This is a genomic window from Pseudomonas sp. ZS1P83 (assembly GCF_054897825.1).
Genome location: NZ_CM142706.1, coordinates 3,713,292 through 3,731,207 on the forward strand (window position 1 = coordinate 3,713,292; position 17,916 = coordinate 3,731,207).

The following is a 17,916-nucleotide window of genomic DNA, read 5'->3' on the forward strand; positions in this document are numbered from 1 at the left end:
GAACTCGCGATCACCACTGCAGGGTGATGGTACTTTCGAATACTCTTTCCTGGCCGGTGACCGGATCCACAAACCGTAGCCCCTGAGCGAGCAGTTTCAAAGGATTGGCATAGTCATCCTCAACATCGTTGAGTACCTGCGGATAAAACGGGTCGTTGCAGATACTGGCGCCCAAGGCGGTCATGTGCACCCGCAACTGATGTTTCTTGCCCGTCACCGGGTAAAGCGCATAACGCCAGAGGTCACCGTTCTTCTCCCGGACCTCGACTGCCGTCTCGGTATTGCTGACGCCAGGACCTTCCTGCATGCGGAAGAAAGGCTCGCCATTGATGAGCCGGCTCTTATGGACCAATGGAAAAGAGAGTTCAGGCAACGCTCGGGCAATTGCCTCGTAGCGCTTTTCGATCTGCCGCGTGGGAAACAACGACTGATACGCCGAACGGCTCTGAGGGTTGGCGGAAAACAGCACCAGCCCCGCCGTGTGACGGTCAATGCGATGCAAAGGCACCAGATGCGGGTTATCGAATCGACGGATCAGCCGTCGCAACAGGGTCTGCTCCACGTATTCACCCGCCGGAGTCACTGGCAGAAAATGCGGCTTATCCGCCACTACCAGATGCTCATCCGCGTACAGAATCGACTCAACCACCGGAATCGGCTTTTCGTCGGGCACTTCGCGAAAATAGTGAATCCGCAGACCTTCCTTGTAAGGCAAATCCAGGGCGATTGGCATGCCATGCCCATCAAGCACACGACCGCGGGCGATTCTGTCCAGCCATTGTTCACGGCCGATGGCACTGAAGTGTTCGCACAGACAATCGAGTACGGTCTGCCACGGGCCAGGTGGCAAGTAGAGCGTACTGGCCTGGTTGTGTGCAGCAGAAAAAGATGAAGTGGACATACGAAAGCTCTAACCCTCAATACAGGGCGGCATTATCCAACAGCGGCCGGAACGAACCTAGAAGAGAATCTTCAAGCCGGTATCTGCGTGCGCGCTGCCGCTTCGGTGAATTCCTTGAGCCAGCGCAACACATCGACCGCTTCCCAGCGACCGGGATCATAAAGCGCGTACAACAACCCCTGATAACCCACGACATCCAGCTGCCGGTGATAGCCTGCGCGCTGGAACAAGGCTTCGATTTCGGCGAAACAGGTATTGAAATGCAGTTTGTTGAAGGGGGTTTTTCCTTCTGTCACCAGGCCATCCAGACGCAATTCGAGGACAGCCTCGCGTACCACGTCCGCCGACATCCGGTTCACGCTGTTCTTCAATTGCTCAACATTGACCACGATTCATCCCTCTCACGCCCGGACCGCCTGCGCAAGGCAGGCATTACGAATAACTGTATGCGCATACAGTATCCGAACGCCGCCGGTAAAGCCAAGGGGATCAGTCGCAAAGTTCGACAGATGGGAACACCGCCACCGCAAAAACCGCTTAACGCAGGAACGCCACTACCTGATCGGCACCGAACGGCCAATCCAGCTCAGCGCCAGTATCGACCCGCCGTAATACCGGAATACGCAGACTGTAGGCTTCATACCATGTTTCGTCGCCAGCAATGTCCACCAGTTCCACCAGCAGACCGTTTTCGACAAATTCCATCAGCATGGCTTCAGCCACTTCACAGAGATGACACCCACAGGTGCCGAACAGCTGACATTCAGGAGGCATGAGCGCTCAACCGAAAAAAATTAAGTCACTATTCTAGGCCTGCCCCGAAAAGCCGTCGAGCCATTGGATACCCTACCCTTGGACCATAACGGCAACGGGTAGCGGCAATACGCTGACGCACATCAGTCGCCTTCAATACCCTTTGCACCATGCTCACGGTTTTTTTGCCTCTACGCTTGAGTTGCCAGCGTCCATCACCGGAGTTTTTTGTGTTTGCCAACCTGTTGATCATCCTCGCCTCCTCTCTGGTGGTGATTGCACTGTTCCAGCGCCTGCGATTACCGCCAGTGTTGGGTTACCTGTGCGTAGGGCTGATGATTGGGCCAACAGCATTCAACTGGGTGAATGAAAACGAGGATTTGCCGGACCTCGCCGAGTTGGGCGTGGTGTTCCTGCTGTTCTCCCTCGGTCTGGAATTTTCCCTGTCGAAAATGCTCGCGTTGCGCCAGGTGGTGTTTGGCCTTGGCAGCTTGCAAGTGTTGGGTTCCGGGATACTGCTGGGCGCTCTACTGATGCTGCTCGGCATGCCGATCACGCCTGCGCTGTTACTTGGCGCCGGCCTGTCGCTGTCATCCACTGCCATTGTCAGTAAAGAGCTGAGCAGTCTTGGCGAGATTTTCAGCAGCCACGGCCAGAATGCCATCGCCGTGTTGCTGTTCCAGGACATCGTGGCGGTATTGCTGCTGACCCTGGTGCCAGTGTTCGCTGGCAGCAGCGATCAGGCCTGGTATTGGGCGCTGCCACTGACGCTGGGGAAAACCGTCGTGTTGTTCGTCGGCCTGCTGCTGGCCAGTCGCTGGGTGCTGCCGCGGCTGTTCCATGAAGTGGCGGCGGCCCGTTCCGCGGAACTGTTCGTGCTACTGGCGCTGGTCATTGTGCTGCTGACAGCGTGGCTGACTCACCTGCTCGGCCTCTCCCCTGCCCTGGGTGCGTTTCTCGCCGGCATGCTGCTAGGGGAAAGCCACTACCGGCATCAGATCGAGGCCGACATCCGACCGTTCCGTGACATCCTGCTCGGGGTGTTCTTCGTCAGTATCGGCATGTTGATCGACTTGCAGTTGTTCGCCAGCCACGGCTTGCTGATCCTAGGCCTGACCCTGGGATTGTTGCTGATCAAGGGCAGCGTCGTTGCGCTGCTGGTCAAATGGCGCGGCAGCGATGGCGAAACCGCCTGGCGCAGCGGCTTGGCATTGGCTCAGGGCGGCGAGTTCTGCTTCGCGCTGATGGCACAGATGCAGCTGAACAAACTGATGCCCGCCGACCTCGGCGGTCTGCTGCTGGCGGCGACCTTCTGTTCGATGCTCGTCACGCCGTTGCTGCTGCGCGCCGCGCCTCGTATCGCCACACGCCTGCACCGCAAACCCAACGAAGAAGCGAAACTTGAAGAAATCAGCGCGCTTAATGCCGGGTTACACAGCCATGTCGTGATATGTGGCTACGGTCGCGTCGGCCAGTCCATCGGCCGCTTTTTACGCTACGAGCATCAACCCTACATTGCGCTGGACAGTGATCCGGTGCGCGTCCAGGAAGCAGCCGTCGCTGAAAGCTGTGTCCATTTCGGCGACTCCCGTCGCGGCGAACTGCTGGTTGCCGTAGGGCTGGAGCGCGCAATCCTGTTGGTGGTTGCGGTCGACAACACTGACATCGCCCTGCTGATACTCAAGGAGGCACGCCGCTTCAACCCGACGGTGCCGATCCTGGTGCGCACCCGCGATGACAGTCAGTTGGCCGAGTTGAAAGCGGCCGGTGCCAGCGAAGTCGTGCCCGAGTTGCTGGAGTCCAGCCTGATGCTCGCCTCCCATGCGCTGATCATGCTCGGCTTGCCGGGGCAGCAGGTGCAGGACCGGGTCGACCAGGTACGACATGACCGCTATCGCTTGCTGCACGGCTTCTATCCCGGTGCCGACGATGAAGAGAACTAGTCCTGGCTCACGGCGCCAATCTTGTGCACCGACAAGTCCGCACCGTAATACTCTTCTTCCTGACTCAGGCGCAGACCATGGAACGCCTTGATCACGCCGTACACCGTAAAACCACCGGCCAGCGCCACGACCACGCCCAGAGTCGTGCCGATCAGCTGACTGATCAGGCTGACGCCGCCCAAACCGCCCAAAGCATTTTGCCCGAAGATGCCGCAGGCGATCCCGCCCCAGACGCCACACAAACCATGCAACGGCCAAACCCCCAACACATCATCGATATGCCATTTGCCCTGGGCCGCGGTAAAGCACCAGACGAACAGAGCCCCGGCGATAGCGCCCGTCACCAGTGCCCCTACCGGATGCATCAGATCGGAACCGGCGCAGATCGCCACCAACCCGGCCAGCGGGCCGTTATGCAGAAAACCCGGGTCATTGCGCCCGACGATCAGCGCCGCCACGGTACCGCCGACCATGGCCATCAGCGAGTTCACCGCCACCAGTCCGCTGACACCTTGCAGGGTTTGCGCGCTCATCACGTTGAAACCGAACCAGCCGACGATCAGGATCCAAGACCCCAACGCCAGAAAGGGAATGCTCGAGGGCGCGAACGCCACCAGACGCCCTTCACGATAACGACCAGTGCGCGGCCCCAGCAACAACACCGCTGCCAAGGCCAGCCAACCGCCCATGGCGTGGACCACGACCGAGCCGGCGAAGTCATGGAAGCTGGCGCCAAAGCGTTCCAGCAACCAGGCTTGCAGACCAAAGTTGCCGTTCCAGATCATCCCCTCGAAGAAGGGATAGATGAACGCCACGATCAGTGCCGTTGCGCACAACTGAGGGACGAACCGGGCACGCTCGGCAATCCCCCCGGAAATGATCGCGGGTATCGCCGCAGCAAAGGTCAGCAGAAAGAAAAACTTAACCAGACCATAGCCATGATCAGCATTGATCACAGCCGCCGGTTGCATGAAGGTCACTCCATAGGAAATCCAATAGCCTATAAAGAAGTAGGCCAGGGTCGAAATCGCGAAATCGCTGAGGATCTTCGACAAGGCATTGACCTGGTTCTTCTGTCGAACCGTGCCGACTTCAAGAAAGGCGAAACCGGCGTGCATCGCCAGCACCATGACCGCGCCGATCAGAATGAACAACGTATTGGAGCTATGGACCAGACTGTCCACAGCGCTTTGCAGATTTTCCATGGGGTTGGCAGACCTTAAGGCTGAAAAAAGCACCAAAGCAGTTCGCGCAGACGATTCATGCACCAAGTTGCGACTTGCCGGAATCAAGGAGCCGATCGCGGTGAACCGCTTTGGCGCACAAAATTCATGAAGGCAAATCAAGACCGGGACGTTTGCGCGGGTTTTGATTGTTTGAGTTAAGGTTTTCCTGAAATCATGCCCAGCAACAGCGCAACGGTGCAGGCAGATGCACCGTGACGTAGCAAAAGTTGTACCAGTCATTTGTACTGAACCTTCGCGCAAGGCTCATACTCGAAAGCAACAGAAGCCACTTACGGAGATCCACCAATGGCCAGCATCAAGGCAAAGACTGCTCAAGAGATCCTGATGAACGATTTTCAGACACTGGTCAGCGACACCGAACGGTTGCTGGAACACACCGCCTCCCTGGCCGGCGATCAGGCCGATGAGTTGCGCGAGCAGATCCACGACAGTCTGTTGCGTGCCCGCGAAACCTTGAAATTGACCGAAGATTCCCTGCGCGAACGCGGCCAGGCAGCCGTCACTGCCACTGAAGATTACGTTCAGGCAAACCCATGGCAATCGGTCGGCATCGCGGCTGGCGTAGGGTTCCTGATTGGTTTGCTGGCAACGCGGCGCTGATATGGCGATCGGCGAATCCGGCTCGTCCGCGACGGGCCCAAGCTCCTCACCGCGGCGCCTGGGTGCTGCTTTTCTTGGACTGCTGCACAGCCATGTCGAACTATTCGGCATCGAATTGCAGGAACAAAAAGCGCGCACTGTAAGCCTGTTGCTGTTTGCAGGCCTGGCGCTGGTTTTTGCCTTGCTGTTACTGGTGGGGTTGTCGACGCTGGTGATGATCGTGTTTTGGGACACCTATCGCCTGGCGGCCATCATTGGGCTCTGCGTGTTCTACACACTCGCGGCCATATTCTGTGCCATGCGCTTGAGAGCGGCGATTTTCGATGAATCCTCGCCCTTCCACGGCACCCTGGAAGAATTGGCCAATGATCGGGAGCGCCTGCTGCCATGAGCCTGCCTGAACTGCCTCACAACAGCTCGCGCACAGAAATGCGCAAGGCGCTGATCCGCCTGCGCATGGAAATGCATCGCCAGGAAATTCGCCACGAATCCCGGGAATTGCTGCAACCCTTGCAGCGCATGCGCGGGATGACGCAAAACCTGCACGAAGGTTTCGGCATCAAGCACGCCCCACTCTGGGGCGTGGCAGCCGTCACCTTGCTGGGCTTTTTGACTGGCAAGGGCGCCAAGAGCGGTGGCGTAAGCAGCCTCACTCGACTGGTTCGTCTGGGCACCACGCTGGGGCCGCTGATCAAGCTGGTCATGCAGGGTTCTCCGCGCAACCGCTAACCCCACCCTCTGGCTGCATTCTTGCAACATCACCGGGATGAACCTCTTTATCGAGGGGTTCAATCCTGTGTGCCTGACCGGTGACCAGGTTTTATCCAAGAACAAGACCTAACCAAGGAGGCCTCGTGATCGACGGGCAACCGCTCGCCTGCTTTCAGCCATTCATTGATACCGCCACCGGCCGCATCGCCGGCGTCGAGGCACTGGGTCGATTGCGCCACGCCGACGGTCAACTGGCCTCGGTGGGGCCGCTGTTCGCCGACCCGCGAACGCCCGCTATCGCGTTGCGTCGTCTGGATCGCCAGATCCGCGATAACGCGTTGAGCCGTCTGCATGAAGCGCCCTCGGACTGGTTTCTGAGCCTGAACATATCGCCACGCTGGATCAACCGCTTGCGGCGGGACCAGGCTCTACCGAGCCTCAAGCAATTGAGCAGGCACAACGTTGACCCGCAACGCATTGTCTTCGAGATCACCGAACTGGGAGGCGATATTCAGCGCCTGGCCGATGTCGCGGCACGCTACCGACAGGCCGGCGCGCGGATCGCCATCGATGATTTGGTGCCGGTTACTCCCAGCTTGATCGCGTACTCGCGCTGCAACCGGACAGTGAGCGACTGCTGCTCATCGATATTGACGCCGTCGGGCTGTAGGAGCCGAGCTTGCTCGCGATGACGGCACTTCAATCGATATGAAGTGCCTGACACACCCTCATCGCCGGCAAGCCGTGTTCCTACAGGTGTGCGTGTTTTTCCCTTGCAGGCCATGACGTGAAACGGGAAGCTAGGAGCTCAGTCACCTGACGGAGCGAACCAGCCTTGGATTGGCAAACCCTGCTTACCCGCGAACGCCTCGGAAAGCCTCTGCACAGCCCGGAAGAACTCGGCCGCAGCCCTTTCCACAAAGACCACGACCGCATTATTTTCTCGGGAGCGTTCCGCCGCCTCGGGCGTAAGACCCAGGTCCATCCGGTCACCAGCAACGATCATATCCATACGCGCCTGACCCACTCGCTGGAAGTCAGCTGCGTCGGCCGTTCGCTGGGCATGCGCGTCGGCGAAACCATCCGCAGCGCCCTGCCCGACTGGTGCGAGCCCAGCGACCTGGGGATGGTGGTGCAATCCGCTTGCCTGGCCCATGACATCGGCAATCCGCCCTTCGGCCACTCGGGCGAAGACGCGATTCGCCACTGGTTCCAGCAAGCCGCCGGCCGTGGCTGGCTGGATGCAATGAGCGAAGTCGAACGCAATGATTTCCTCAATTTCGAAGGCAATGCCCAGGGCTTTCGGGTACTCACTCAGCTGGAATATCACCAGTTCGACGGCGGCACCCGGCTGACCTACGCCACGCTGGGTACTTATCTGAAGTATCCATGGACTGCAAAACACGCGGATTCACTGGGCTACAAGAAACACAAGTTCGGTTGCTATCAGAGCGAATTGCCGCTACTGGAACAGATCGCCCTTAAACTTGGTCTGCCGCAACTCGAGGAACAGCGCTGGGCGCGCCATCCGCTCGTGTATCTGATGGAGGCTGCCGATGACATCTGCTACGCGCTGATCGACCTGGAAGATGGTCTGGAGATGGAACTGCTGGAATACGCCGAAGTCGAGTCCCTGTTGCTGGACCTTGTAGGTGACGATTTGCCGGAAACCTACCGCCAACTCGGTCCACAGGATTCGCGTCGGCGCAAACTGGCGATCCTGCGAGGCAAAGCCATTGAACACCTGACCAACGCCGCAGCCCGCGCCTTTGTCGAGCAACAGGACGCGTTGCTGGCCGGCACGCTGCTTGGTGATCTGGTGGAGCACATGCACGGTCCCGCCAAGCGTTGCGTACTGAATGCCAAGGACATGGCGCGCAAAAAAATCTTTCAGGACAAGCGCAAGACGCTGCATGAAATCGGCGCATACACCACGCTGGAAATCCTGCTCAACGCCTTCTGCGGCGCGGCACTGGAACAGCATAACGGTCGAACGCCGTCCTTCAAGAGTCGCCGCATCCTCGACCTGTTGGGCAACAATGCACCCGATCCTCACGGCCCATTGCACGCCTCGTTTCTACGGATGATTGACTTCATCGCCGGTATGACCGACAGCTATGCGAGCGAAATGGCGCTGGAGATGACTGGTCGTTCGAGCCACTGATGAGACCCGGTTGATCAGCCATTACGCCGCCTGCAATGGTTGATTTACCTCCAAAAAACCCAAGTGCACTCAACGTTCGCCGAATCCCCCTACAACATGCGCTGAGCTAACTGATCGATTATTCAGTAACCTCGCGAAATAATCCCGCTTCCCTCAGTTCGACAGAAGAAGCGTGAATAATCCTATGTTCAAAGACGATCTGCGCATCTTGCTGGTGGAAGATCATCCCTTTCAACTCAAGGCGACTCAATACCTGCTTGAGAGTTATGGTTTCACCCAACTGACCACCACCGACAGTGCCGATGGCGCGCTGCAACAAATGCTCAAGGCTGTGCAACCGTTTGATATTCTTTTATGCGATCAATGTCTGCCCGGACTATCCGGGCTCGATCTGGTCGAATTCGCCAGCCACCGGGGGATGATTAGACAGGCAATACTGTTAAGTAGCCTGACATCCGCTGAACTGGACGAACTTGAAAAAAAGGCCAACGCACACGGGCTGCCATTATTGGGTTACTTGATCAAGCCGCTGAAACAATCCGAATTTCGAAACTTGTTGACCTTGGCTTCACTGTAAAAAAATGCACACCAAACGCACAAAAAATTCCGCACAAGACCAAATCGAAACTTACAACTCCATACTTGCAACACCTCGACTAACCCTCAACAAACGTCGCCCTTCTTCATAAAAAATCCAGTTGATACGTAGTCCTATTCCTTTTCCTTTGTAGGAATCATCCTATATTGCCGCTACAGGTCCGTCAGTTCATGCGTCACCTCAACTATCTGAGCTAAGGTGCGCGCTTTATTTGAGCTCGTATGGGATTTGATTATGAACTCCGTTTTTATTGTCGACGATCACCCGGTCATCCGCCTTGCCGTCAGAATGTTGCTTGAACATGAAGGTTACAAAGTCATCGGCGAAACTGATAATGGGGTCGACGCCATGCAGATGGTTCGCGAATGCACGCCCGACTTGGTCATTCTCGACATCAGCATTCCAAAACTGGATGGGCTGGAAGTTCTCGCCCGATTCAACGCAATGAGTACCCGTCTCAAAACATTGGTGTTAACAGCGCAGTGCCCGACACTTTTTGGTATTCGCTGCATGCAATCCGGCGCATCGGGCTATGTGTGCAAACAGGAAGACCTGAGTGAACTGGTCAGTGCTATAAAAGCCGTGTTGTCAGGTTACAACTATTTTCCAAGTCAGGCCTTGAACCCTGTTCGCAGTGATGACGCACGCTTTGCCGACCTCGAACTGTTCAAGTCAGTCAATGACCGAGAACTGATGGTATTGCAACTCTTTGCCCAGGGCCGCACCAACAAGGAAATTGCCAAAGGTATGTTTCTGAGCAACAAGACTGTCAGCACTTACAAAAAACGCCTTATGCAAAAACTCAAAGCCAAATCCTTGGTGGAACTCATCGATATGGCAAAACGTAACGCATTAGTGTGAGAGACAGGATGCCCAGTCGTATAAAGGATTATCTGACACTGATGGCCGCCGGTTTATGCCTGAGCACCTCAGTGCTCGCTGCGCAGACCGTCAGCGAGAGCTACACCCTGCTCAGTCGCTCAATGACCGGACACCAGGAAGTCCAACTGGATAAATCACAACGACAATGGATCAAGAATAAACGGGAACTGATCCTTGGCACGTCAGCCCCGGACTACCCACCTTTCGACCTGACCACCGGTGGTCGCGACTACGAAGGTTATACCGCCGATTACGCGGGCATCCTGGGTACATCAACCGGTTTGCCAATCAAGGTTCTGCGCTTTGCGTCCCGGGAGGCCGCAATCAAAGCACTCGAAAACGGCGAGGTCGACTTGCTGGGTAGCGCCAATGGATTCGAAGCACATAACGCCGACATTGTACTTTCCACACCCTACGCCGTGGACCAGCCGGTTCTGGTGACACGCGAAGGAGAAACCAGATCTTTGACCGACGGCCTGGCCGGTCTACGGCTGAGCATGGTGTATCACTATTTGCCGCTGGAAGAGGTCAAGGCAATGTATCCGAGGGCGATCATCACGTCCTTTCCGTCCTACCAGAATGCGATCAATGCAGTTGCCTTCGACCAGGCTGATGTTTTTCTGGGAGATACAATTTCCACCCATTACATGATCAACAAGGGCTATCTGAACAACATCCGCATGGCCAACTTCGGCAAACACGAAGCCCACGGTTTCAGCTTTGCCGTGCGCAAGGACAACCCACAATTGCTCGGGATCATCGACGCAATGCTCAGGGCGATCCCCACCAACGAACGCGATAACATCGCCAAACGCTGGAGTGCCGGCAGTGACATTCTTCTTACCGATCAAAAACTGCAGCTCACCCACACCGAGGAACGCTGGCTGGCACAACATCCGGTAGTCCGCGTGGTGGTCAATGAGGCCTTTGCGCCGCTGACGTTTTTCGACAGTAATAACAACTTTCGCGGGGTTACCGCGGACTTGCTCGAGCTGATCAGATTGCGCACCGGGTTACGCTTCGACGTCCATCGCAGCCGCAGCGATGACGAGATGATCGAGCAGATCAGGGACAATCAGGCCGATTTGATCGCCGCCCTGCTCCCCAGCGCCCAACGTGAAACGACGTTGAACTTCACCCGCCCCTATCTGCAAAACTCCTTTGTCCTGCTGACTCGCAAAGCCGCCGACAGCCCGACAAGCCTTGCGCAGTTGCAGGACAAACGCCTGGCAATTGCTCAAGGCAATCCCCTGGTGGATTACCTGCGCAGCGAGTTTCCACGGATCAAGCTGATTGAAACACCGGACGCGTTCAGCGCCGTGGAGTGGCTGGCCGAGGGCAGTGCAGAAGGCGCGGTGAACTCACTGGTGATTGCCAACTACTTCATCTCATCGCGGCTCTTCGAGCACACACTTCAAATCAGTACCACCATCGGTACCCGCCAGGCCGCGTTCTCCCTGGCCACAGGCCGAGAGGCCAAAGAACTGAATTCCATCCTCAACAAGGCGCTGCTGAGCATTGAGCCGCAAGAGCTGGGCATCATCAACAGCCGCTGGCGTGGCTATTCGGCGTCTTCGCAAAGTACCTGGCGCCTCTATCACCGACTGTTCTACCAAATCGTTATCGGTGCCGGGGTGCTACTGCTGGTTTCCGTTGCCTGGAACGCTTACATGCGTCGCCAGATAAAGCAGCGTCAGGCGGCCGAGCGCGCGTTGAACGATCAACTCGAATTCATGCGATCGCTGGTCAACGGTACGCCTCATCCCATCTACGTACGCGATCGTCAGGGACTGCTGCAAAGCTGCAACGACAGTTACCTGGAAGCCTTCTGTGCGAAACGTGAAGACGTCATCGGCAAAAGCGTCATGCAGGGCAACATGAGCAATGCGTTCGAAGCCCGGGAATATCAGGCCGATTACCAGCGTGTCGTGGCCGAGGGGATACCGCTGATTCTCGACCGCGCGTTGCACATCGGCGGCCGCAGGCTGACGATTTACCACTGGATTCTTCCCTACCGTGATTCGAGCGGTGTAGTGCAAGGCATCATCGGCGGCTGGATCGACATTAGCGAACGGCGGCAACTGTTCGATGAGCTGCGCTGCGCGAAAGAGCGTGCCGATGAAGCCAACCGGGCCAAAAGCACGTTTCTGGCGACCATGAGTCATGAGATCCGCACCCCGATGAATGCGGTCATCGGCATGCTCGAACTGACGCTCAAGCGTATCGATCATGAGCACCCGGATCGCCCGGCCATCGAAGTGGCGTACAACTCGGCGAAGGACCTGCTGGAACTGATCGGGGACATTCTCGACATCGCACGGATCGAATCAGGGCGTCTTAGCCTGAGCCCTGAACGCGTCAATCCAAGTGAAATCGTGACCTCGGTCGTGCGGGTCTTCGATGGACTGGCGCGCCAGAAAAATCTCCGACTGCTGCTGGAATTCCACCCTGGCAATTCGGAGTTTGATGTCCTGTTGGACCCGATGCGCTTCAAGCAGGTGCTGTCCAACCTGGTCAGCAACGCCATCAAGTTTACGGAGCAGGGTCAGGTCAGGGTCATCGTCGACCTGCAGCCTACCGCCGAACCCGAGGGGGTTCAGATGATGTTGCATGTTCAGGACAGTGGCATAGGCATCAGCGAACAGGATCAGCAGCGGTTATTCGAACCCTTCGCTCAAGCCGATAATTGCGCACAATCAGACAGAGGTGGCACAGGACTGGGTCTGGTGATCAGCCGCAACCTGTGCGAGATGATGGGTGGCCGCCTGCAATTGAGCAGCCAGCCGGGTGTGGGCACTCAAGTCGAGGTTTCGTTGCACCTGGCAACACTGCCACGCGAGCAGGTTCCGGAGACTGTTGAAGCGCACATACACACCACGACGACCCCCTTGAACGTTCTGGTGGTCGACGATCACCCGGCCAATCGCTTGCTCATGTGCCAGCAACTGGAGTTTCTGGGGCATCGATTCAGCGTCCAGGCGGATGGCGAAGCGGGATACGAGGCGTGGAAAGCAGAGCCGTTCGATCTGGTGATTGTCGATTGCAACATGCCGATCATGAATGGATACGAACTGGCCCGCGCCATTCGCCGACAGGAACAACACACGCAACGCCCGCCCTGTACCGTTCTGGGTTTTACCGCCAACGCCCAACCGGAAGAAATACAACGCTGCAAACAAGCCGGGATGGACGACTGCCTGTTCAAGCCCCTCACCCTGACAGCCTTGAGTCAGTGGGTAGAAGGTATCAGGCCGACCGTCCGCGATCCGGCGTTCAGCCTGCAAGGACTGCGTCTTTTGACGGGTGGAAATCCGCTATTGGACCAGCGATTGCTGGCCGAACTGTTGAACAGCAATCGTCTGGACCGACAAGAATTGCTGGCCCTGTCCCGATCCAAAGACCCTCAGTCATTTCTCGACGTCGCCCACAAAATCAAGGGCGCCGCCCGAATTGTCCAGGCCTCCCGGGTGATCGACGGCTGCGAGGCGCTGGAAAAGGCCTGCCAGGATGTGTTCCATCACGACGAGGTGGCCGATTGCAGCAAGGCTATAGAGCGCGCCATGCTCGAACTGGAGCAAGCCTTGCAGCAACAGATTGGCCAAAACGACAACAGCAGAATGACAGAGCCTTAACTATGCTTGGACGCTGAGCAGTGTGTTAACCATCATGGAGAGACCTGTAATGCCCAGCCCACTGCGCCCGGATCAACGGCGGTTTCCCCTGCACGTCCATATCAGCGTGATGTTCACTCTCCTGCTGATGCTGACTGGAGTGGTGCTGGGCATTTTCAACTACCGGCACACCACGCAAATCATTCTTTCCAGCAGTGAAAAGCTCTTCAACCGCATCGAACAGGACGTCCGCCTGGACCTGCACACCACCTATCAGCCGATTCGTCATCTGCTGAGCCTGTTGGCGGATTATCCAGCGACGCAGGCACCTGACCTGGAGCAACGGCTGGCGTTGTTCAAACCCTTCAGCCAGTCACTCAAGGACAACCCCGACCTGGCCTCGCTGTATCTGGGCTACGGCAACGGTGATTTCTTCATGGTTCGGCCCTTGCGAACCCCCGGTCTGAAAACGCTCCTCAATGCCCCGGACACTGCGGCTTATCAGGTGTGGAGCATTGAGCGAGCCGGCAACAGCGGAAAGGTCCGCTCCCAATCACTGTTTTTCGATCAAGATCTGGCCTTCATCGGCCGCCAGGACAATCCCGACGAAACTTACGATCCGCGAACCCGTGCCTGGTATGCCAACGCCCGCAGCGACAGGGATCAGATCACCACCGAACCCTACATTTTTTTCTCCACCCACAATGTCGGCACCACCCTGGCCCGGCGCAGCGGCGAACAAGCCGTCATGGGCGCCGATCTGACCCTGGCGGAACTCTCCGCGACCCTGGCCAATCATGTGGTGACCCCCAGCACCGAAATCGTGCTGCTCGATGCCGAGGGCAATGCCATTGCTTATCCCGACAGCCGCAAACTGATCATCGACGATCAGACTGCCCGCCTGATCAAAGCCGCCGACCTGAGCCCCAGCCTTGGCGCATTGCTCAACAATCCCCCCGAAGGTAACCGCCTGGATGTCGCCGGTCGCCAATGGATCGTTGCCCGCAGCAGCATGCAGGAGGGCGGCCCCCAGGGACTGCAACTGGCGCTGCTGGTACCGGAAGATGAATTACTCGGCGATGCCTACCGCATGCGCTGGCAAGGCGCGCTGATTACCTTGGCCACGCTGTTGCTGTGCCTGCCGCTGGGCTGGCTGACCTCTCGGATTCTGGTTAAACCCCTGCGCGCGCTGGTGCGAGAGGCCGATGCGGTTCGCAGTTTCGACTTCAACTTTCCGGCCTCCCGTCGCTCTCCCGTGCTCGAAGTCGACCAACTGAGCGTATCGATGACGCGCATGAAAGACACCCTGGCGAGTTTTTTCCAGATCACCGATAGCCTGAGCGCCGAGGTCCATTTTGCCCCCTTGCTGGAACGCGTGTTGTTTGAAACTGTGAAAATCGGCCAGGCCCAGGCCGGTCTGATCTACCTGCGCGAAAGTGATGGCGATCGCATGGAGCCGCAGGGTCTGGTCATTAACGGCACCTCACAGGCATTGCCGTCATTTGATCTTCGAGGACACGGACTCCAGGCTCCGCAAAGCCCTGCATGGCTACGGCAGCTGTCGAATGCCGACAACATCGTCACCGCGCTTGGTTTCGAACAGGCCGGGGATTTGCAGAAGGTGTTGCTTGCGTTGGAGTGCCCCCGCGTTCATCTGATCGGTATTCGACTGCACAATCGTCATAACGAAACCGTGGGCCTGCTGGTCCTGCTGTTGGCCGATACCGGCAACCAGAGCGATCTGGAAAAACTTCGTCCGGACCGCATCGCGTTCCTCCAGGCCGTATCCGGCGCGGCCGCCGTGAGTATTGAAAGTCAGCGACTGCAAGCCAAACAAAAACAACTGCTGGACGCCTTCATTCAACTGCTGGCCGGTGCGATTGACGCCAAAAGCCCCTACACCGGCGGTCACTGCCAGCGAGTGCCGGCGCTGACCCTGATGCTCGCCCAAGCCGCTGCGGCCAGCCAGGACCCGGCCTTCAGTGGCTATCAACCCACCGAAGATGAATGGGAAGCGCTGCACATCGCGGCCTGGCTACACGACTGCGGCAAGGTCACCACTCCGGAATACGTGGTCGATAAAGCCACGAAGCTGGAAACGCTTAACGACCGCATCCACGAAATCCGCACCCGTTTCGAGGTGCTCAAGCGCGATGTCTGGATCAACTATTGGCAAGCCATTGCCCTGGGCGGTGACGAGCAGCACCTGGCCGAACTGCGCAACGCCACTCTGACGGGTCTGGACGATGACTTCGCGTTCATCGCCCGCTGCAACCTGGGTGGCGAGGCGATGGCTGAGTCCGACCTGCAACGCTTGCGCAGCATGGCCCAGCGCACCTGGACCCGAACACTGGATGACCGGCTGGGCGTATCCTGGGAAGAGAACCGGCGCCAGGCGCGAACCCTGGCACCGACACTGCCGGTCAGCGAGCCGTTGCTGGCGGACAAACCCGAGCACCTGTTTGAACGACCCAAAGCCGAACTGATTCCGGAGGATAATTCCTGGGGGTTCAAACTCGATGTGCCGCGCTACAAGTACAACCGGGGCGAGCTCTACAACCTGAGCATTGCCCGAGGCACCCTGACCCGCGAGGAACGCTACATCATCAATCACCACATGGTGCAGACGATTCTGATGCTCAGCCACCTGCCCTTCCCCGGTCACCTCAACAACGTCGCGGAGATCGCTGGCGGCCACCATGAAAAAATGGACGGCACCGGCTATCCCAAACAGTTGAAGCGTGAAGAAATGAGCCTGCCGGCGCGGATGATGGCGATTGCCGATATTTTCGAAGCACTGACCGCCGCCGATCGCCCCTATAAGAAAGCCAAGTCGTTGAGCGAAGCGCTGGGCATCATGGCTACCCTGTGCCGGGACGCCCACATCGATCCTGAGTTGTTCGGGCTGTTCATCAACGCACAAATCTATTTGCAGTACGCCGATCGATTCCTCGACCCCCAACAAATCGATGCGGTGGACCCGTCGAGCCTGCTGGTCAAGGCAGGCTTGAGGGCATGATCAGCAGTCGGTCAGGCGCAGGAAAATCGCCGCCAATTGCTCGATACCGGCCTGATCTTCAGCGGTAAAACGCGCCAGTTTCGGGCTGTCGAGGTCCAGCACGCCAATCAATCGACCGTCCTTGACGAGCGGCACCACCAGTTCGCTGTTCGATGCGCTGTCGCATGCGATGTGTCCGGGGAACGCGTGCACGTCCTCGACCAACTGGGTCTGCAAGGTCGTCGCCGCAGCCCCGCACACGCCCCGAACGAATGGAATCCGCACGCAGGCGATCTGCCCTTGAAAAGGGCCGAGTACCAGTTCTTCGTTGCGATTGAGGTAGAACCCAGCCCAGTTCAGGTCATCGAGCTGGTTGTACAGGAACGCCGAGAACTGCGCGGCGTTAGCGATGAAATCCCGCTCGTCCGCCAGCAATGACTCCAATTGCGCCCACAGCATGCCGTAGCCTTCGAGGTCCTGGCCGCTCTTCTGTAAATCGATCATGCCTTGAGCTCCAACAGCTTCAGCCCGACCCAATAGCGGGCAAATTGATACGCGCAACGTCCGTTGCGATTACCCCGGCCCGTGGCCCAGCGCACCGCGAGGATGTCCAGTTCCTCGTCTCGTTGCCACTTAAGGCCCGCCTTTTCGGACAGTTGGCCGATCCAGTGTTCGACGACGTTGAGGAAGTGTTCTTGGGTAAACGGGTAGAACGACAGCCATAATCCGAAACGGTCCGACAGTGCAATCTTGTCTTCCACCGCCTCGCTGGGATGGAGTTCGCCGTCGACCCTTTTCCAGTTTTCGTTATCGCTTTCCTTTTCCGGCACCAGATGGCGACGGTTGGAAGTGGCGTACAGCAAAACGTTATCCGGCGCCTGTTCGAGAGAGCCGTCGAGCACGCTCTTGAGTACGCGATAGTCACCCTCGCCCGACTCGAACGACAGGTCATCGCAGAACAGCACGAAACGCTGGGGCAGCTTGGCGATTTGTTCGACCACTCGCGGCAAGTCTGCCAAGTGATCGCGTTCGATCTCGATCAGCCGCAAACCCGCCTTGGCGTGTTCGGCCAGCAAGGCGCGAACCAGCGACGATTTACCCGTGCCGCGCGAGCCCCAGAGCAACGCGTGGTTGGCCGGCATGCCGTCGAGGAACTGTTGGGTATTTCGCCCCAGTTGCTCCAGTTGCCGGTCGACGCCGATCAGGTCGGACAAACGCATGTCGAGGCTGACTTGCAGCGGCAGCATAAAACCGCTGCGCCCCTCGCGCTGCCAGCGTGCAGCCAGGCAGTGGTTCCAGTCGATGGCTTGCCGAGGTGCGGGCAGCAGCGGTTCGATACGGGCCAAAACGGCATCGGCACGTTCAAGAAAAGCATTTAATCGGGAATCCACGTCTTCTCCTCGGGCACGTTCACAGTAATGATGGCGACACAGCGACGAAACACAGCGTTCGGTGTCCGGTTCACCCCTTGGCACAAGGGCTCGTGAGAACATCGGTATCCATGCATG

General features: G+C 57.8%; 15 protein-coding genes and 1 pseudogene. 10 read left to right on the forward strand and 6 right to left on the reverse strand.

Going from position 1 to position 17,916, the window contains the following annotated elements; genetic code table 11:
* Positions 1 to 10: 10 nt before the first annotated feature.
* The 3 genes from ACYZT0_RS17705 to ACYZT0_RS17715 all read right to left on the reverse strand — a co-directional run bounded on the left by ACYZT0_RS17705 (position 11) and on the right by ACYZT0_RS17715 (position 1,675).
* Positions 11 to 901 carry a pseudouridine synthase gene (locus tag ACYZT0_RS17705; RefSeq protein WP_462042329.1) on the reverse strand — a complete coding sequence of 297 codons (891 nt, stop codon included), beginning with the start codon at positions 899 to 901 and terminating at the stop codon, positions 11 to 13.
* 71 nt (positions 902 to 972) lie between these two features.
* Positions 973 to 1,290, reverse strand: a complete 318-nt coding sequence (locus ACYZT0_RS17710) for a hypothetical protein (protein WP_008145883.1) — start codon at positions 1,288 to 1,290, stop codon at positions 973 to 975.
* A gap of 148 nt (positions 1,291 to 1,438) precedes the next feature.
* A complete protein-coding gene (locus tag ACYZT0_RS17715) occupies positions 1,439 to 1,675 on the reverse strand; it encodes a glutaredoxin family protein (protein WP_462042330.1) in 237 nt (78 codons plus the stop codon).
* 209 nt (positions 1,676 to 1,884) lie between these two features.
* Between ACYZT0_RS17715 and ACYZT0_RS17720 the strand changes: the two genes are divergently transcribed.
* Entirely contained in the window at positions 1,885 to 3,597 is a 1,713-nt protein-coding gene (locus ACYZT0_RS17720) for a cation:proton antiporter (protein WP_462042331.1), read from the forward strand.
* Here ACYZT0_RS17720 and ACYZT0_RS17725 read toward each other — a convergent pair.
* Positions 3,594 to 4,802: an ammonium transporter gene (locus ACYZT0_RS17725; protein WP_462042332.1), complete on the reverse strand. Its 1,209-nt coding sequence runs from the start codon at positions 4,800 to 4,802 to the stop codon at positions 3,594 to 3,596. The two genes, ACYZT0_RS17720 and ACYZT0_RS17725, sit on opposite strands and share 4 nt — an antisense overlap.
* A gap of 327 nt (positions 4,803 to 5,129) precedes the next feature.
* Here ACYZT0_RS17725 and ACYZT0_RS17730 point away from each other — a divergent pair, with 327 nt between their 5' ends.
* The 9 genes and pseudogenes from ACYZT0_RS17730 (at position 5,130) to ACYZT0_RS17770 (ending at position 16,429) form a co-directional block, all read left to right on the forward strand.
* Complete coding sequence (locus ACYZT0_RS17730; protein WP_282380109.1) at positions 5,130 to 5,444, forward strand: ElaB/YgaM/YqjD family protein; 315 nt, start codon at positions 5,130 to 5,132, stop codon at positions 5,442 to 5,444.
* Position 5,445: 1 nt separating this feature from the next.
* Complete coding sequence (locus ACYZT0_RS17735) at positions 5,446 to 5,835, forward strand: phage holin family protein (protein WP_462042333.1); 390 nt, start codon at positions 5,446 to 5,448, stop codon at positions 5,833 to 5,835.
* The gene (locus ACYZT0_RS17740; protein ID WP_462042334.1) at positions 5,832 to 6,173 is read left to right on the forward strand and encodes a hypothetical protein; all 342 of its coding nucleotides are present in this window, start codon (positions 5,832 to 5,834) and stop codon (positions 6,171 to 6,173) included. Before ACYZT0_RS17735 ends, ACYZT0_RS17740 begins: the two co-directional genes overlap by 4 nt.
* Before the next feature lie 125 nt (positions 6,174 to 6,298).
* A pseudogene (locus tag ACYZT0_RS17745) lies at positions 6,299 to 6,792 on the forward strand (EAL domain-containing protein); the annotation flags it as partial.
* 198 nt (positions 6,793 to 6,990) lie between these two features.
* Positions 6,991 to 8,319 carry a deoxyguanosinetriphosphate triphosphohydrolase gene (locus ACYZT0_RS17750; protein ID WP_462042335.1) on the forward strand — a complete coding sequence of 443 codons (1,329 nt, stop codon included), beginning with the start codon at positions 6,991 to 6,993 and terminating at the stop codon, positions 8,317 to 8,319.
* Positions 8,320 to 8,503: 184 nt separating this feature from the next.
* Positions 8,504 to 8,896 (forward strand): response regulator, encoded by a 393-nt coding sequence (locus ACYZT0_RS17755; protein WP_462042336.1) that lies wholly within the window; start codon positions 8,504 to 8,506, stop codon positions 8,894 to 8,896.
* Between the two features lie 255 nt (positions 8,897 to 9,151).
* Entirely contained in the window at positions 9,152 to 9,778 is a 627-nt protein-coding gene (locus ACYZT0_RS17760) for a response regulator (protein WP_462042337.1), read from the forward strand.
* Positions 9,779 to 9,786: 8 nt separating this feature from the next.
* Entirely contained in the window at positions 9,787 to 13,431 is a 3,645-nt protein-coding gene (locus ACYZT0_RS17765; protein ID WP_462042338.1) for a transporter substrate-binding domain-containing protein, read from the forward strand.
* A 49-nt stretch (positions 13,432 to 13,480) separates the two neighbouring features.
* Positions 13,481 to 16,429, forward strand: a complete 2,949-nt coding sequence (locus ACYZT0_RS17770; protein WP_462042339.1) for an HD domain-containing phosphohydrolase — start codon at positions 13,481 to 13,483, stop codon at positions 16,427 to 16,429.
* On the opposite strand, the gene ACYZT0_RS17775 is transcribed toward ACYZT0_RS17770, so the two are convergent.
* Complete coding sequence (locus ACYZT0_RS17775; protein WP_462042340.1) at positions 16,430 to 16,912, reverse strand: GAF domain-containing protein; 483 nt, start codon at positions 16,910 to 16,912, stop codon at positions 16,430 to 16,432.
* Positions 16,909 to 17,799, reverse strand: a complete 891-nt coding sequence (locus tag ACYZT0_RS17780; RefSeq protein WP_462042341.1) for an ATP-binding protein — start codon at positions 17,797 to 17,799, stop codon at positions 16,909 to 16,911. Before ACYZT0_RS17780 ends, ACYZT0_RS17775 begins: the two co-directional genes overlap by 4 nt.
* Between the last annotated feature and the right edge of the window lie 117 nt (positions 17,800 to 17,916).

Bases quoted from the DNA above. Each gene is read 5' to 3' on its own strand.
- ACYZT0_RS17705 (WP_462042329.1), bottom strand. From the start codon at position 901: ATGTCCACTTCATCTTTTTCTGCTGCACACAACCAGGCCAGTACGCTC.
- ACYZT0_RS17715 (WP_462042330.1), bottom strand. From the start codon at position 1,675: ATGCCTCCTGAATGTCAGCTGTTCGGCACCTGTGGGTGTCATCTCTGT.
- ACYZT0_RS17725 (WP_462042332.1), bottom strand. From the start codon at position 4,802: ATGGAAAATCTGCAAAGCGCTGTGGACAGTCTGGTCCATAGCTCCAAT.
- ACYZT0_RS17730 (WP_282380109.1), top strand. From the start codon at position 5,130: ATGGCCAGCATCAAGGCAAAGACTGCTCAAGAGATCCTGATGAACGAT.
- ACYZT0_RS17735 (WP_462042333.1), top strand. From the start codon at position 5,446: ATGGCGATCGGCGAATCCGGCTCGTCCGCGACGGGCCCAAGCTCCTCA.
- ACYZT0_RS17740 (WP_462042334.1), top strand. From the start codon at position 5,832: ATGAGCCTGCCTGAACTGCCTCACAACAGCTCGCGCACAGAAATGCGC.
- ACYZT0_RS17755 (WP_462042336.1), top strand. From the start codon at position 8,504: ATGTTCAAAGACGATCTGCGCATCTTGCTGGTGGAAGATCATCCCTTT.
- ACYZT0_RS17760 (WP_462042337.1), top strand. From the start codon at position 9,152: ATGAACTCCGTTTTTATTGTCGACGATCACCCGGTCATCCGCCTTGCC.
- ACYZT0_RS17765 (WP_462042338.1), top strand. From the start codon at position 9,787: ATGCCCAGTCGTATAAAGGATTATCTGACACTGATGGCCGCCGGTTTA.
- ACYZT0_RS17770 (WP_462042339.1), top strand. From the start codon at position 13,481: ATGCCCAGCCCACTGCGCCCGGATCAACGGCGGTTTCCCCTGCACGTC.
- ACYZT0_RS17775 (WP_462042340.1), bottom strand. From the start codon at position 16,912: ATGATCGATTTACAGAAGAGCGGCCAGGACCTCGAAGGCTACGGCATG.